Origin of the sequence: Alkalicoccobacillus plakortidis, from assembly GCF_023703085.1 — a bacterium.
Taxonomy (GTDB): domain Bacteria; phylum Bacillota; class Bacilli; order Bacillales; family Bacillaceae_D; genus Alkalicoccobacillus; species Alkalicoccobacillus plakortidis.
This window is the reverse complement of sequence record NZ_JAMQJY010000003.1, coordinates 290,980-305,861: the sequence shown is the minus strand read 5'-3', so window position 1 is coordinate 305,861 and position 14,882 is coordinate 290,980. Positions and strand designations below refer to the sequence as shown.

Below are 14,882 nucleotides of genomic sequence, written 5' to 3'. Positions count from 1 at the left end.
TCCTCTACCTGACCATTGATTGTTTAGTCTTAAGATAAAATCAGGTAGCTCTAAAGAGAGCTGTTTAAAGTGATAATAGCTTCATCATTGTGCTTGGAGTCAATGAAATCATCTAATAGATCCCCGATAAAGTATCTTGATGCATTGATATAATTCATGGTTAAGGGAGTGGGGCCACTCTGGACATGTTTTACTGCGCTTTCGACTATTAATTTGTAGGATGCGTGGTCTTTGAGTAGAAGACCTTCTATCAACATATTCCCTAAAATAGGCCTACCTATCTCTTTTTCACGTTCAAACTCTTTGATATACGAGTTTGATTGATGAATAAATGCTTCAATTCTCCATTCGTCATAAAGAAAGCTCTCTCTATAGTGATCCAGCTTGTCATCAAAAATAACGATGTCTAGATCGGAAGTTGGTGTTTCTTCACCACGCGAGGCACTGCCGGCAAGGATGGCAAAATCACAATCCGGGAAGTGTTGAGTGAGGAAGGATTTTGCAGTAAGAAGGGCTGTTTTTTTCATGTGGATGTCTCCTTTCAACTATTTCCTCTTTTTGTATATAGTAACAGAAACGATTGACTTTTGGTTAGCGTGAATTGTAGCGAGAGTTTAGTTTAGTGGACTTAAAGGAGCTTCTCTATCAAGTTCAAGATGCAGCACCCCCTTACTATGGGGCTGAACTCATACAAGCCGTACTTCTGCTTAGTTATGACTATATCAAAAAAGAAGATGGTGACTAGTAAACAACCTTAATCGTCTTGCAAGCTGTTAAGTAAAAAATGAAAAGAAGTGGACATCAAGATGCTGATGTCCACTTCTTTTCTATGTTGTTTGATCATACTTTCCACCAGTTGTAATATCTTCTGTATCAAATCCATCCACTGACACAGTCTTCTCGTGAAAATAGATCGTATTTTTCAAAATGCTTTCTTTTGTATAAAAGCTATCATCAGCTTTCAAGGGAAGGGTAACGGTTTTCTTTTCGCTTGCAGATTTATAGATTGCTGTTATGAGTTCGAGTGTTTGTCTGCCTTGCTGACCATCAACTAGCACCGGAGTGCCGCCTTGAATAGCCAAAAGCACATCATGGATTTGACCTAAGTGTGCCTCATGAACGACGGAGGGCAGGTTTTCATAGAGATCATTGATGGTCTGTTCTGTATCTGAATCTTTATTCGGAAAACCATTAGCTGAAGAAGTGGAGGCGTGAATACGCCATGGTACAGAAATTCGCGCTTTTTCTCCTTGGAAAATTATCTGTTGCTCCTCGCCATGATGAACAACGGAGCTTGTTATTTGAGCAATGGATCCATCTTTATATTTTAGAATCGCAACAGAAAGATCCTCCACTTCCGCATTGTCATGAGCTGTATTACTCATAATAGCTGTCACTTCAGTAGGCATACCGTTCATCCATTGAAGGATATCGATATGATGCACGGCATGATTTAATGTGCAGCCACCGCCTTCTTTTTCCCAAGTTCCTCGCCACCAAAGATCATAATAACAGTTGCCCCTCCACCAGAAGGAGTCTACTTGGCTATGAAGAACTTTCCCAATAAGCTGTTGATCAAGAATTTGTTTAACCTTCATCATTGGTGTGAAAAAGCGATTTTGCGCAATAACGGAAACAATTCGATTCTGCTCTTTGGCTGTTTGATTAATAAGATCACATTCTTCTAAGGAGGCAGCCATTGGTTTTTCAATCAGAACATGTTTACCTGCCTTTAAAAGTCGTACGGCGATAGAAGCGTGAGTGGAAGGGGGCGTGCAAATGGAGACGAGATCAATTTCTGGATCTGCACATATTTCATCAATATCTTTAAAAACAGGCACTCTTTTTAATCCGTAATCCTGGGCTTTCTCTTTAGCCTTTTTCAAGTCTAAGTCGCAAAGAACGGTTACTTCACAAAGATCAGCAAACCGTTTATATGCCTCGATATGTGCAGGACTAATCGCACCAATCCCAACAATGGCAACATGAATCATCGATAACGCCCTCCTTTTATAAAACGCTTACATTAATTGAAGAGTACGGTGCAATGATGACGATGTCAATGTAAAAAGTGATTTGAAGAACAAGAAGACTGCTACGTATAAAAGGAACACCGAGAATGACAATGACAGTTAATTATCTCCTAAAGAAGACATAATCTAATAGTTTTTAACTGGAATGTTTACCCTTATATATAACAACTAAACTCATTATTTTATAAAATATAAATAAATATTAAATTTATCATTTTATTGGGAAAATTGTAGTTTTGTTGATTTTGTTTGTGTTAGGATATGGATGGTTACACAAAAAATAATAAAATTTGGAAGGTGAGCTATGAGAAATCAGAGATTTGATTACAAGAAGAAGATGAAGAATCAGAATCGAGATCGAAGTCGAAGAACTCTTATGAAACGCGCAAGCACCTTAACTCTTGCAACAACTCTCGCACTATCAGTTCCAGTTACTAGTTTGTCACTTAATGTAAGCGGCACACAAATTGTTGGTAGCCAGACAGCGTACGCGCAGGGTGGAAATTTAATTGATCCTAGGATTAATCGTGATGTCTCCATATATAAAGATGACAGAGGTGAGCGTGTTGAATTACAACTTAGCTTATCTGGATCTTTAAATACTAGTCTTGATGAAATTGGGGATCAGGACCTCATATTTACAGTGCAGCTACCAAGTGATTTTAACAATATATTTGGAACAGAAGAATTCGCCAACTCTTTCTTTTATCTGGCGCCAAACGGGCCTATAGTTGATTCGAACGGATCGTATGTGGTCTCATTGCCAGAAGTAACGGTGTCGGAAGTCGAATTTGATTCAACATAACTTTTACTCATTTAATTTGACGAAATACTTAGAAAAACACAATTTTTCTATCAATGAAGGTGATACAGCTAGGGAAGTTTTTAATTTTGTAACAAGATTCCTAAGTCCGGTAGAAGGAAATGAAGGAGAAAGTGTAATTAAATCTACATTAACAGTTGGACCTCCAGATCTTAATTCTCTATCAGGTGCCGTTGAACATTCTTTAACTCTTGATCCGGATGTTTTATGGCCAGATCTTCCAGAAGATCCTGACCCAGAAGAACCAGGAGGCGGTGAAGAAGATCCGGAAGAGCCGGGAGACGGAGATGAAGATCCAGAAGAACCGGGAGACGGTGAAGAAGATCCAGAAGAGCCAGGAGACGGTGAAGAAGATCCGGAAGAGCCAGGAGACGGTGAAGAAGATCCGGAAGAGCCAGGAGACGGTGAAGAAGATCCAGAAGAGCCAGGAGACGGTGAAGAAGATCCAGAAGAGCCGGGAGACGGTGAAGAAGATCCGGAAGAGCCAGGAGACGGTGAAGAAGATCCAGAAGAACCGGGAGACGGAGATGAAGATCCAGAAGAACCTGGAGATGAAGATGAAGATCCTGAAGCCGGGGAACCGGGAGATGGAGAAGAAGAACCTGAGGCACCTGTTTATATTAACCGCAGTCTAATCGAGTTTACGACCGAATATGATCTTTTTTATTCCGAACAGCTTGGTTGGGGTGATCTAACTATTAGCCAATTGGGAAGTGAGCAAGTAGGGCTTGATTTCGAGCAGATCGATGAGCTTACGTATACTTTACAGCTTCCAAAGGAATTAGGGCATATTCTTGAATCGGATACATTTAAAGAAGCTGGATTCTTTGGGGCATTTAATGTACCTCTTGTTGACGAAAATGGAGACTATGTTTTTTATGAGATCGAGGATCTTGAATCATTTAATCAATATGTGACTACTGACTTAGATACAAATAGTATTCATGTGGAGATTAGTAAATGGGCTGATTCGTTAGGCTATGAAATTACAGATGAAGAGTATTTGTATTCTCAAGCCCTCAGTTTGTCATATGATTTGGAAGGTGTAGAGGGAGTACATACTATCGCTACAGCTTACACTGATGGAAAACTTGACTTGCGCACTTTAGATAATCAAGCGAACTTAATTGAAGTTGACTTTGATTCAGGAACCGATTTACCTGATATTGAGCCAGTTCCGGAACCGCAACCAGAACCAGAACCGCAACCCGATGATGGCGATAAGGATCCAGATAATGATAAGGTAACGCCTCCGGGTAAAAATGACGGAGATAAAAAAGATGGAGATAAGAAAGACGGAACTAAGAAAGACCATAAAGACGGTAACAAAGATAAGAAAGACAAGTACAAAAAGGATAAATCTAAAGATAAAGATAAAGAAGAGGGTGGAGTGCTACCAAAGACAGCAACAAATGATTTAGCGTACGCTCTTACGGGTCTTGCGGCTCTTTTAGTAGGACTTGCTGCCAGATTTAGTTCTCGCTTTAGAAAAGCATAGAAAACCTCTATAATACTAGTAAATGTCTCCTTCCCTAATTCTTTGAGAGGGAGACTATTTAAAAAGGTTGAGGTGAGTGCATGAAAATTGTGTATAGTGCATTAATCCTGGTTGGTTTAACAATGACGATTTACTTTGGTTTCCAGTGGGTGAGTGGCACTCAGGCAGCTGAAAACCTCAGCCAAGATGAAATTGAAGCGTTAGAGACCGCTAAAGTTGAACGCCAAGAAGTAGAAAATGAGGAAAGTAGCCTAGAGGAAGAGTCTGATTCTGTGACTGATCCGGTCATGAGTGATGAGATCGACCTTTATCATGTGGGTGCTGAAATGTCACGGCTAGTTATTCCTGAGATTGAAAAATCATATAAGACCTATTGGGGCACAGATGACGAAACCTTAAAGCAAGGTGTCGGCATGTATGTTAGTCAATGGACAACGACTCCAGATGAGAAGCGACATACGGTTTTAAGTGGACATCGTGATACCGTATTTTCTGAATTAGGTGCTGTTGAACTAGGAGATGTCCTTTATCTAGAGTACGAAGGTCAGAGATATGAGTATGAGATCGATGACATCTGGATTACAGATGCCGATGATCGGACAGTCATTGTTGATAAGGACGAGGCAACGTTAACTCTAACAACCTGTTACCCTTTTGATTTTGTAGGAAGCGCACCAGATCGATATATTATCCAATCAAAATTAGTTGATATTGTTGAGATTTGAACGAGATCTTTGTGATCTCGTTTTTTATATGGGGTTAGAGCATATTGTGATAGACGTTGCTTGATAAAAAGGACATCTCATCACTGATAAGTGCAGTCAATTATGCTCCTCTCCACCTATTGAACATACATTGATCTTCCTTTATGCTTAAATAAATATGAAAATGAAACCTTATTTTCCTAATAACGTAACTTAAGCAAGGAGGTTTTGTCGTGAAAAAATTGCTTGTTTTTATTATGAGTTTTTCCTTTATCTTTTTATTACTTCAGCTTGCATCAGGGTTCGTCCTTACAATGATGTATGTGCCATCTATTACAAATTCTATACAAGGTGCGACAGAGTCATCCATTCAATTTGGGACGGCTAGCGTTCCGTTTCTTTTTGCACTTTTGGCAGCACTTGGGGCTTATGTTGCTACAAATAAACTAGCTCAAAAGAGAAATCGGACTGAAATGATTCATTAATAAGCGTGAATGGGGAAGGGTGAAGGAGATGGACATAATGAACATTATGATTTTGCTTGGATCTGGTCTCGCGCTTATTGCATTAGTTGCCGTTATTATTGGTGTTATGATATTTAAGAACAGATAGTGGAGTCATCTAGCTGAAGAGCTAGGTGATTTTTTTGTTGCTTATTAATTCCCAGTTGATTACAATAAACATACCCATTAATTCTAGGTAGGTGTTGTATGTTTAATCGTGAGCTACTGAAAGGAAGTACATCGTTACTTGTGCTACAACTTTTAGAACAAGATGATATGTATGGCTATCAGCTTGTAAAAGAAATGAAAAGACGAAGTGATGAGACGCTAGAAGTGAAAGAGGGAACGTTGTATCCTGCACTTCATAAGCTTGAGGAAAAGGCATGTATTACTTCTTATTGGAAGGACCAAGAGAAGGGACCAAGCTCGAAAATATTATGCAATAACAGATGAAGGGAAGTCCGTTCTCTCTTCGAAAACGAAAGAGTGGAATTCATTTGTGAAAATGGTTAATCGCATGCTGGAGAAACCATTATGAAAATAGCTCAATCATTTTTAGATCAGCTTGCAGGTGAGCTTGGTCATCTTCCAAATAAAGAAGAGATTCTTTTGGAATATGAGGAGTATATTGAGCTACGGTATCAGGAGTTTCTTTTGTCTGCTCGCTCACAGTCGGAAGCTGAAAATGAATTGTTGATGGAGTTGGGTGAGCCTAAAGAGATTGCTGAAAACTATTTAGTGGGTCACTCTCAGCAAGTAAATATACCGAAAGTCATGATTTATTTTAATTATAGTTTATTTCTTATAGGTGCTTGTTTGACAGTACTGTACTACACTCATGCTTATTTGGCAGTTGAGCTCATTTGGGAGCAAATGGTTACATTTAAGTGGGGTCTCTTATGTGGGTATGCGTTCCTTTTGGCGCTGATGTTTTTTGTTCATGGACGTTTAGTGGGCTTCAAGCAATGGAGAAAAAGTCGGCGTTTTATGGTTTTGGCATTACTTCCAAATTATCTACTTATGATTGTTGTCCTTTTAACTGATTTATTTCAGTCGTGGTTCTATCCTCTCTTAAATCCAGCTTTTTTATTGGTTTGTGTAGTGGCCACGTTTATTTTCTATCCGTTAAATCAACTGGCTGTTCGCTATGGGGTTATACGCTCGATCTAGCCCCTTTTTTTATTTGTATACCTAGTTTTACTATGTAGAGGAGTTGTGTAAATGTTAGTATTTTTAACTATTATCTTATTCATTCTATTGATCACCCCTATTTCGGGAATCTTTTTATGGAAGCGTTCAAAAATAATTTCCGTTTTATGTTTTATGCCACTAGCACTTCTTATTATCGTACCTACAGGGTGGTATGTAGCAGCTACTAATCATTATTTTATAAAAAATACAGATTTAAGTGAGGAGCAACTTGGGGGGATTAATTTGTTTAAACCCTTGACTGATGAGGTTATTGAGGAACTGGGAGGTTATGAGTTACATGATAGTGTGTATCATGAACTTTTAGAATTTAAGCATGCTTGGATGACTATAAATGAAGATCATGAAATTCGTTCGTTTAGCTTTAATGAAAAAGGTCAACAAACTCTGCTTGGAGTCGAAGTCGGAGATCCTCTACAAAAGGCGAAAGATCTGTATGGAAGTCATTATGCAAACGACTTTGAACCGTGTATGGCATCATGGATTTTTTATGTAGACCGTAAGAACAATGTGGAGCTTGAGTTTATTTACGATGGGGAAGAGATGATTCAGGAGATTCGACTGTCAGAATTAGAGCAAGAGGGATGATGAGGTTTTTTGTTATTGTAGTCATTTCCTTATTCCTACTGACATCATGCAAAACGGAAGAGGAGCTCATGATGGAGGTAGAATCCGTTGATTTGACCCAAGAAGGGATTGGAATCATCGCACTTGGTGATTTTCTTGATGAAGACCTGTTTGAATTAACGTACGATGCAGACAACACGGCTTATCACGATCAAAGAACGTATGATCAGTATCACGGTGATATCTGGAGTGTTGAAGTAGACAGAATGGAGAGAACCATTCAAACAATAATAGTAAATAAGAGAAGTGAACAGTTTGCTACAGATAAAGGGATTCAAGTTATGGATTCAGAAGAAATGGTTATGTCGGCATATGGTGAACTCTCCTATCGATACGAGGATCGTGAGCAGCAAATCGTCATCATTGGAAATGTAGATCGGGTTCATCAACTACATTTGCGTTTTCATTTATATGATGGGGAAGTATATTCGATTTGGTTTAGCGAACTAGAAAATTAATGGAGAACGATAAAAGTAAAATTTGATTTTTTACCACGATTATTTACTGTTGAACAAGAGAAGGCTTATTTTTAGTTAAGAAAGAGAGGGAGTTATCAAGTGAATTAATTGCAAGATCAAGAGAGAATCGAGTGTTGCAAATAGCTAAGTTCATCAACAAAGCAAAAAGCTATTTTTACTAAGCTGAAAGCCACCTTTACTAAGCTGGCCTATGCGTTAACACGCGGTATCGAGTGACTTATGGTCATCTCTTGACCCATTCTCATACAGAGTTAAGATAAGGGTAAAGGGATCTATAAGAATAGAGGTGACCGATGAAACAGAAGCCGATATATGTTGAATTACCGATTCGTGCGTCTCTGGAAGACGTTTGGAAGGCGACTCAGGACCCAACTCGCCATCAGGCTTGGGATCTCAGGTTCTCCTCTATTACCTATTTACCAAAAGAAAAGGGAGAGCCACAATCCTTTTTGTATAAAACAAACATTGGGTTTGGGTTAAGCATAGCCGGATGGGGTGAGAGCGTTGGATCTCATCAGTCAAAGGAAGGTTCGAAAACCTCTTCATTGCGGTTTGGCACTGACCAAAAGCTTTCACTTATTCGTGAGGGCAGAGGGTATTGGAAATATACTCAGCAGGATGAGCATACAAAATTTTTAACTCAATATGATTATGATGTACGTTATGGTTTTGTAGGGCGCGTTGTTGACGGGCTTATCTTCCGTCCGATGATAGGTTGGGCGACAGCGTTAAGCTTTGATGTATTGAAACGATCTCTTGAAAAGGGTGAATCCTCACAATCACAGTATCTCCGATTTTTTATCAGTGTGTTAATGGTCGCTTTTTTCAGCTTTGTTTGGCTCTATCATGGCCTTGTCCCAAAGCTTCTAGTACAACATCCAGAAGAAGTGATGATGATTCAACGTACATTAGGTTTGAATCAAGATTTAGCTAGTTTGGTCGTACAATTTGTTGGAATAGCTGAGCTCATGATGGCGGGATTATGGGTACTCTATCGAAAGAAACGACAATTATTTCTCATTCAATGTGTCCTCTTTCCAATGTTGACGATCTCGTCAATAATCGCAGCACCTCACTTATTAAATGCACCCTTTAACCCGATCACGTTTAATGGGGCATTATTTGTATTATCGGTGGTGGGTTTTTATTGTTCAAAAGATCTCCCAACGGCAAGAAGTTGTACACGCAGGAGGATTTAATTGGATGTCTATTTATAAAAATCTACTTGGAGAGTCCTATGAAAGGCTTCATCCAAAACTTCAGGAGAGGTACTCGTTTCAAGAGAGTAGCGTGTTTCATGCCAAGGGAGTAATGAGTGAAATAAAAGGGGCAAAAAAATGGATGTATCCATTCATGTTACTTCTAACAAGATGGAATTTTATATTCCCTGAGAGTGGGCGAGACATTCCTTTTGATTTGGTTAATCGCGTTTATGAGCGCCCTGATGGTATAGAAGAAGTCAAATGGGAACGAATCTTTTTCTTCCCAAAAGTGACAAGGCGGTTTCATGCGCAGATGACAATTGATTCACAAAGAAATGTGGTAAGAGACTATTTAGGGGAGCCTAGTCTATTCTATTCAGATTTGATTTTTAGAGTAACAAACCAAGGTACACTTGCTATTACTTCTGCATCTCAAAAGTTGGTAATGGGAAGAATAGAAATTCTCTTACCAAAAGTATTACAAGGGAATGTAGAAGTAATTGAGGGTTACGATGATATAAAAGAGGCTTACACCATCCATGTAAAAATTAGCAATAGGTTGGTTGGAGATCTACTGTCATACAAAGGAACTTTTCGTAAGTAAACTAGAATTGCTCCTGTTACATGGTCATGTAACAGGAGTTTTTTATCTAGAATAATAAAGAGTATGTATAAATTAACCGAAATAAAAGAAGAATAAAATAATCTAATTGATTTTTATTAGGCATAAAGTCATAATAAAAAAGAATTATAAACAGAAAGAAGATGAATTACATGAGTAATCGTTATGATGGTAAAGTTGTTATTATCACTGGAGCAGGATCAGGTTTAGGGCAGTCTGCAGCATTATTGCTAGCGAAAGAGGGAGCAAAGCTTTCATTAGTTGATTTAAACAATGATTCGCTTGAAGCGACTAAAGACCTAATTCTAAAAGAGACACCTCATGCTGATGTGCTACTGATCACTGCGGATGTAGCAGATGAAGAAGCGGTGAAAAACTATGTAGATGGTACTGTAAAAACATTTGGTCAAATCGACGCGTTCTACAACAATGCGGGCGTTGAAGGAAAACAAGCACCATTAGCTGAGTATGATAGTGAAGTATTTAATAAAGTGACTGATATAAATATAAATGGTGTGTTCTACGGTATGAAATATGTGTTACCGGTTATGAAGGAACAAGGCTATGGTTCTATCTTGAACGTTGCCTCTGTTGGGGGAATTCGTGCTGTCCTAAATCAAGCGGCATATGTGGCAAGTAAGCATGCTGTAGCAGGATTAACAAAAACAGCTGCAATTGATTACGGACAGTATGGAATTAGTATCAATGCCATTGCGCCAGGGGTTATCCTAACAGCAATGGTAGAAGGTTCATTCAAACAAATTGGTGGAGATAACTGGGAGCAGGCAATGGCTGACTTCGTAAGTGTAAATCCTAAGAAACGTTTTGGTAAACCGGAAGAAGTATCTAAAGTGGTTTCGTTTTTACTTTCAGGAGAAGCTGAATTTGTAAACGGACAAGTAATTGCCATTGATGGCGGACAATCATCACAGTACTAATAGAATATAAAAAAGAACCACCTCATCATCGTGATTGAGGTGGATTTTTTTACTCTTTGATACCAATAGTTCGAATCCGTTTATAATCAGCGACCCACTGACCTTCCTTATATAGCCGTTCTTTTAGGGCGGATTCTGTATTAGAAATGACTATGTCTTGTTCGGAGATGGAAAGACCTTCTAGAAAGCTACTGCCAAACATGCTAATCCAATTTCTTAGTCCATCTTGTCCCTCAAGAGGAGTTGGTCGATCAAAATGCTGAGCAAAAATCACCCTAAATCCAGCTTGTTCCATCAATGTAGTATACTCACCGATGCTAGGGTAATACCAAGGAAACCGTTCCTGACTGTTTGGTGCGCCTTGTTGATCTAGCTGTTTCATCAGTTCATCTGTCATTTGCTTCACGTTGCCTTTCCCTCCAAATTCGGCAACAAATCTTCCGCCAGATTTTAGGCTAGCGTAGATATTGGATAGTGCCTGTTCAGGAGGTTTGACCCAATGGAGCGTCGCATTTGAGAAGACAGCATCAAATTCATTATAGAAGCCTAGGTTCGTTGCATCCTTAACGTCAAAAGCAAGAGTAGGATACTTACTGCGAGCTTGTTCTACCATTGCCTCCGATTTATCGACTCCAACAGCAGAAACTCCTGATTGATCTAGGAGGGCTGCCAAATCACCAGTTCCACAACCAAGATCAAGAATGTGTTCACCTTTTTGTGGGTTAAGTAGATCAATTAGTGCTGTCCCAAAGGATGAGACAAATGAATGACTAGCATCATACAAAGTAGCATTCCACGTATCTTGTTTCTGTGTCATCACCAGACCCCATTTCTACTAACATTTTAAGTCAGTATAGCATGAGATTTAGATTTTTTAACATGAGTAAGCTGTTCCGTGAAGGTTCACAAGATTATTCGCATTCTCCGATTTATTTTTAATAAGAGGAAACAACAGTACTCTAACTTTCTCAGGACAACTACCAAAGCAGAGCCAGTACCACCGCGAACGAATCCAATGTTAGGGTTTATTCCAGTTCTTTTCTAGCTGACAGACTGGTCATGCGTCTTTGTCCCTGCTACATTTGACAAAACTTCATCTCCTGAAAAGATAAATTATGTAACTTACAAGATGAGCAAACTCTTATTTTGTCTTATAATTATATTATCTGCTTCATTAAAATACTAGGAGGTTAACATGATCATTAAAAAACTACAATCAGATAAAGAAGCTCCATGGGATTTGCTCTTATCAGCAGATCCTTCTAAACAGTTGGTTCAGAATTACCTTGATAAAGGAGAATGCTATGTAGCCCAACAAGATAGCCAAATCGTTGGTGTTATTGTAGTCTGTCCAATCGATGTGCATAAGCTTGAAATAATGAACATTGCAGTAACGGAAGACCTACATGGTCAAGGAATAGGGAAGCAGTTAATTAGAGCTGTTTTGGAAGAGGCCAAAGAAAAGGGTTTTCATTTAGTTGAGGTTGGTACCGGTAATTCAAGTTTTGATGCTTTACGTTTTTATCAAAAATGCGGGTTTAGAATCAATAGTATCGATTTTGATTTTTTTGTGAGAAATTATTCTGAAAAGATTATGGAGAATGGCATATGGTGTAGAGATATGGTGAGGTTAGTCTATACGTTCAATACGTAAAAAACCATACAAGCAGAGCTGCCTGTATGGTTATAATTAATTCTGGTTTTTATGCTGTTCATTTTCAAATTCTGTCTCGGGCATGCCGTAATCTCCGTTCATTTCTTGTTCATCTTGATCTAGTCCAATAGAGTCAGCTTCATTTGAAAGTGGATCTTTTTGTTTTTGATCAGGATGTTGATCATGTTTGCGATCTTTCATAATTATCACCACCTATGTATAGGATAGACAGGATCAAAAGAATTATGTACAGGTGTAAGGTTTAAATTGAGAATGGAGGGTATATATGGGATAATAGGTGGATTGGGGGCTAATGCAAATGGAAGGAAGGTTAAATCCCTGGCTCCAGATATGGATACAGCCGAGGGAGGTTATTAATCAGCAGCTTGAGCGTGAAAATCGAGAAAAGTACTTTATCTTAATGGTGATGGTGTACGGCACTCTTAGTGTTTTTACTGGATATGAACAAAATGATATGGATGTAAACATTGGTCGAATTATTTTAATTAGTATTGTAGCGGGAGTTCTATTAGGACCATTAATTTTTTATTTTACTTCTTGGCTAACAGCTGTGGTCGGTCGATGGATTGGTGGCAGGGGGGAACCTGGCGACCTTCGAGTGGCAACAGTCCGTGGTGCGTATATTCCAGGTTTAGCAATTATTGCAGTGAATTTAATTCAACTAGCTGTAGAAGGAAAGATATATTTTGTTAGCTCATATGCTCAGTTTGAAGCTATGCAACTTGGTTTAATTGAAGGAACAAGTGAGTACCCGTTGATAAGCATACTTACTTATATAGCAGTCGTTTGGACATTTGTCATAAATGTAAATGCTGTTGGAGCTGCACATGGTTTCTCAGCATGGAAGGCATTATTATTAGTCGTTATCATTGGATTCATTATTGCTATTCCGTTAGTCCTCGTTACAATGTTACTTGTTTCGTTTGGTTTGATTTAGAAGGAGGAGAAACGTGTGGAGAATGAACAACAGAATGTTGAAAGATTAAATCCGTGGTTACATATTTGGGTTAAGCCAAGGGCGGTTATTAGACAGGAACTGGATAAGTCGAACCGTGAGAAGAATTTTATTTTACTTGCCATTATTATTGGAATGCTTACTGCGATCACTGCCTACGAACAACAAAGTTTTGGACTAAATTATGGACTTATGGCTCTCATTGTTCTTATAGGTGGTCCAGTTTTAGGGATTATTACGCTTTATTTTGGTTCATGGATTAATGCAGTTGTTGGACGGTGGATTGGAGGAGTGGGAAGAGCCTCGGATCTTAGAGTGTCTATGGTTAGGGGATCAATGGTGCCATCACTAGCTACGGTTGCTATCAGTCTAGTTGATCTATTAATACGTGGAGAAGAATATTTTGTCAGTGTTGATACTCTTGTAGAAGTAAGAGGTATGAACATATTAGACATGGTAACTGGTGGTACACCACCTATATTAGTGTTGCTATCAGTTATTGCTTTTATTTGGTTAGCGGTAGTTAACCTAAAATCAATAGGTGAAGCACACGGTTTCTCTGCATGGATGGCACTTCTTACAGGAGTAATCATCGCAGCAATTCTTGTTATCCCATTTATGATTTTAGGCATGATTGTAGCTGCTTTTTTTATCGCAATATAAAGGTGAAAGTCGAGACCCTCTACCTGTTTATGGTAGGGGTTTTTGCTTTGTACTTTTTCAAATTCGGCCCGATTTGTACATAGGCTATCATCACGGCAATGAGAAGGACTCCGGTGATTTGGGATACGGTTAATTGTCGGTGAAGCAACATCATATCCATTAAGGCAATTTCGATCAACATCAAGTTATTAAGTAAACTGCTTTCAAATGCTTTAAGGTATTTCTGGCTCCATGTCCAAAGATAAAATGCAAGGCCGCCATTAACTGCACCTAACCAGAGAATTATTAGCAGCAGATTTGTTGAAAAAGAAGGCAGACCTTCGATTGTAACGCCAAGTCCTAATAGCCCAATTGAACCGATAAACATTGGGCGAATGATAAGATCTTCTGTGCGGACTTCTTTTTGACTAATGAAATGACGGTTAATTGTAAGGTTTAACGCATAACCGACGGAAGAAAAGAGAACGAATATAATTCCAATCAGCCCTGCCTCTTGAAAATTCCAAGGGTAAAAATAAAACAAAACGCCAATAGTTAATCCGATAAGCGCATATATCGAAGTTCGGTTTTTGCTTTCTTTTAACCAGAGGAAGTCTACAAGAAGTACCATACACGTATTGCCGATACTTAAAAGTAATGAGGTTTGAGTGGGATTCATAAAAAACTGTCCGGCATATTGTAGGCCTTGTGCCATTGTAAAACCAGTCAACCCAATAATGAGAATATATCTCCATTTGAGCGGTGAATAGGGACGCGTATCTTTTGTCTGAAATAATCCGATGCCTTTCATAACCATCATAAGCATAAACGAAGCTACCACATATCTTGTGCCTGCAAGGGTTAAAGGACCTATACCTTCGTCAAAAGCCCATTCGTTAAGAATATAAGAACTCGACCAAAGAATTGTTACGATCACACCTGCTAGTATGGCGGTCATTTTGTACATCAATT

19 protein-coding genes and 1 pseudogene are annotated in these 14,882 nt (G+C 38.8%); 15 read left to right on the top strand and 5 right to left on the bottom strand.

The window, feature by feature from the left end; all coding sequences use genetic code 11:
* Positions 1-50: 50 nt before the first annotated feature.
* Positions 51-527 carry a nucleotidyltransferase domain-containing protein gene (locus tag NDM98_RS18970; RefSeq protein WP_251610968.1) on the bottom strand — a complete coding sequence of 159 codons (477 nt, stop codon included), beginning with the start codon at positions 525-527 and terminating at the stop codon, positions 51-53.
* A gap of 95 nt (positions 528-622) precedes the next feature.
* Between NDM98_RS18970 and NDM98_RS23635 the strand changes: the two genes are divergently transcribed.
* Entirely contained in the window at positions 623-745 is a 123-nt protein-coding gene (locus NDM98_RS23635; protein WP_285804072.1) for a hypothetical protein, read from the top strand.
* A gap of 82 nt (positions 746-827) precedes the next feature.
* Here the strand turns inward: NDM98_RS23635 and NDM98_RS18965 are convergent, their stop codons facing one another.
* Positions 828-1,994 (bottom strand): Gfo/Idh/MocA family protein, encoded by a 1,167-nt coding sequence (locus tag NDM98_RS18965; RefSeq protein WP_251610967.1) that lies wholly within the window; start codon positions 1,992-1,994, stop codon positions 828-830.
* A gap of 343 nt (positions 1,995-2,337) precedes the next feature.
* Here NDM98_RS18965 and NDM98_RS18960 point away from each other — a divergent pair, with 343 nt between their 5' ends.
* From NDM98_RS18960 to NDM98_RS18910, 11 genes and pseudogenes are all read left to right on the top strand, one after another.
* Complete coding sequence (locus NDM98_RS18960) at positions 2,338-2,838, top strand: hypothetical protein (protein ID WP_251610965.1); 501 nt, start codon at positions 2,338-2,340, stop codon at positions 2,836-2,838.
* Complete coding sequence (locus tag NDM98_RS18955; protein WP_251610963.1) at positions 2,825-4,354, top strand: hypothetical protein; 1,530 nt, start codon at positions 2,825-2,827, stop codon at positions 4,352-4,354. Before NDM98_RS18960 ends, NDM98_RS18955 begins: the two co-directional genes overlap by 14 nt.
* A gap of 80 nt (positions 4,355-4,434) precedes the next feature.
* On the top strand, positions 4,435-5,079 hold the full coding sequence (srtD, locus tag NDM98_RS18950) for a class D sortase, LPxTATN-specific (protein ID WP_251610961.1): 645 nt from the start codon (positions 4,435-4,437) through the stop codon (positions 5,077-5,079).
* 212 nt (positions 5,080-5,291) lie between these two features.
* Complete coding sequence (locus NDM98_RS18945) at positions 5,292-5,543, top strand: hypothetical protein (RefSeq protein ID WP_251610959.1); 252 nt, start codon at positions 5,292-5,294, stop codon at positions 5,541-5,543.
* Positions 5,544-5,768: 225 nt separating this feature from the next.
* Positions 5,769-6,099: pseudogene (locus tag NDM98_RS18940) on the top strand (PadR family transcriptional regulator).
* Positions 6,096-6,731: a hypothetical protein gene (locus NDM98_RS18935; RefSeq protein WP_251610957.1), complete on the top strand. Its 636-nt coding sequence runs from the start codon at positions 6,096-6,098 to the stop codon at positions 6,729-6,731. Before NDM98_RS18940 ends, NDM98_RS18935 begins: the two are co-directional and overlap by 4 nt.
* Positions 6,732-6,782: 51 nt before the next feature.
* The gene (locus NDM98_RS18930; RefSeq protein WP_251610954.1) at positions 6,783-7,358 is read left to right on the top strand and encodes a hypothetical protein; all 576 of its coding nucleotides are present in this window, start codon (positions 6,783-6,785) and stop codon (positions 7,356-7,358) included.
* A 68-nt stretch (positions 7,359-7,426) separates the two neighbouring features.
* The gene (locus NDM98_RS18925; protein WP_251610953.1) at positions 7,427-7,855 is read left to right on the top strand and encodes a hypothetical protein; all 429 of its coding nucleotides are present in this window, start codon (positions 7,427-7,429) and stop codon (positions 7,853-7,855) included.
* A gap of 314 nt (positions 7,856-8,169) precedes the next feature.
* Positions 8,170-9,075 carry a DoxX-like family protein gene (locus NDM98_RS18920; RefSeq protein ID WP_251610951.1) on the top strand — a complete coding sequence of 302 codons (906 nt, stop codon included), beginning with the start codon at positions 8,170-8,172 and terminating at the stop codon, positions 9,073-9,075.
* Positions 9,076-9,079: 4 nt separating this feature from the next.
* Positions 9,080-9,682: a DUF4166 domain-containing protein gene (locus NDM98_RS18915; RefSeq protein WP_251610949.1), complete on the top strand. Its 603-nt coding sequence runs from the start codon at positions 9,080-9,082 to the stop codon at positions 9,680-9,682.
* 170 nt (positions 9,683-9,852) lie between these two features.
* Positions 9,853-10,638 (top strand): glucose 1-dehydrogenase, encoded by a 786-nt coding sequence (locus NDM98_RS18910; RefSeq protein WP_251610947.1) that lies wholly within the window; start codon positions 9,853-9,855, stop codon positions 10,636-10,638.
* A gap of 49 nt (positions 10,639-10,687) precedes the next feature.
* On the opposite strand, the gene NDM98_RS18905 is transcribed toward NDM98_RS18910, so the two are convergent.
* Positions 10,688-11,455, bottom strand: coding sequence for a class I SAM-dependent methyltransferase (locus NDM98_RS18905; RefSeq protein WP_251610945.1), 768 nt, complete (start codon positions 11,453-11,455; stop codon positions 10,688-10,690).
* Between the two features lie 378 nt (positions 11,456-11,833).
* Here NDM98_RS18905 and NDM98_RS18900 point away from each other — a divergent pair, with 378 nt between their 5' ends.
* Positions 11,834-12,292: a GNAT family N-acetyltransferase gene (locus NDM98_RS18900; RefSeq protein ID WP_251610943.1), complete on the top strand. Its 459-nt coding sequence runs from the start codon at positions 11,834-11,836 to the stop codon at positions 12,290-12,292.
* Between the two features lie 36 nt (positions 12,293-12,328).
* Here the strand turns inward: NDM98_RS18900 and NDM98_RS18895 are convergent, their stop codons facing one another.
* Positions 12,329-12,493, bottom strand: coding sequence for a DUF4021 domain-containing protein (locus NDM98_RS18895; protein ID WP_251610941.1), 165 nt, complete (start codon positions 12,491-12,493; stop codon positions 12,329-12,331).
* 118 nt (positions 12,494-12,611) lie between these two features.
* On the opposite strand from NDM98_RS18895, the gene NDM98_RS18890 reads away from it, so the two are divergent.
* The gene (locus tag NDM98_RS18890; RefSeq protein ID WP_251610939.1) at positions 12,612-13,250 is read left to right on the top strand and encodes a YIP1 family protein; all 639 of its coding nucleotides are present in this window, start codon (positions 12,612-12,614) and stop codon (positions 13,248-13,250) included.
* A gap of 15 nt (positions 13,251-13,265) precedes the next feature.
* Positions 13,266-13,931 (top strand): YIP1 family protein, encoded by a 666-nt coding sequence (locus NDM98_RS18885; protein WP_251610938.1) that lies wholly within the window; start codon positions 13,266-13,268, stop codon positions 13,929-13,931.
* 19 nt (positions 13,932-13,950) lie between these two features.
* Here the strand turns inward: NDM98_RS18885 and NDM98_RS18880 are convergent, their stop codons facing one another.
* A complete protein-coding gene (locus NDM98_RS18880) occupies positions 13,951-14,877 on the bottom strand; it encodes a DMT family transporter (protein ID WP_251610936.1) in 927 nt (308 codons plus the stop codon).
* Positions 14,878-14,882 lie beyond the last annotated feature (5 nt).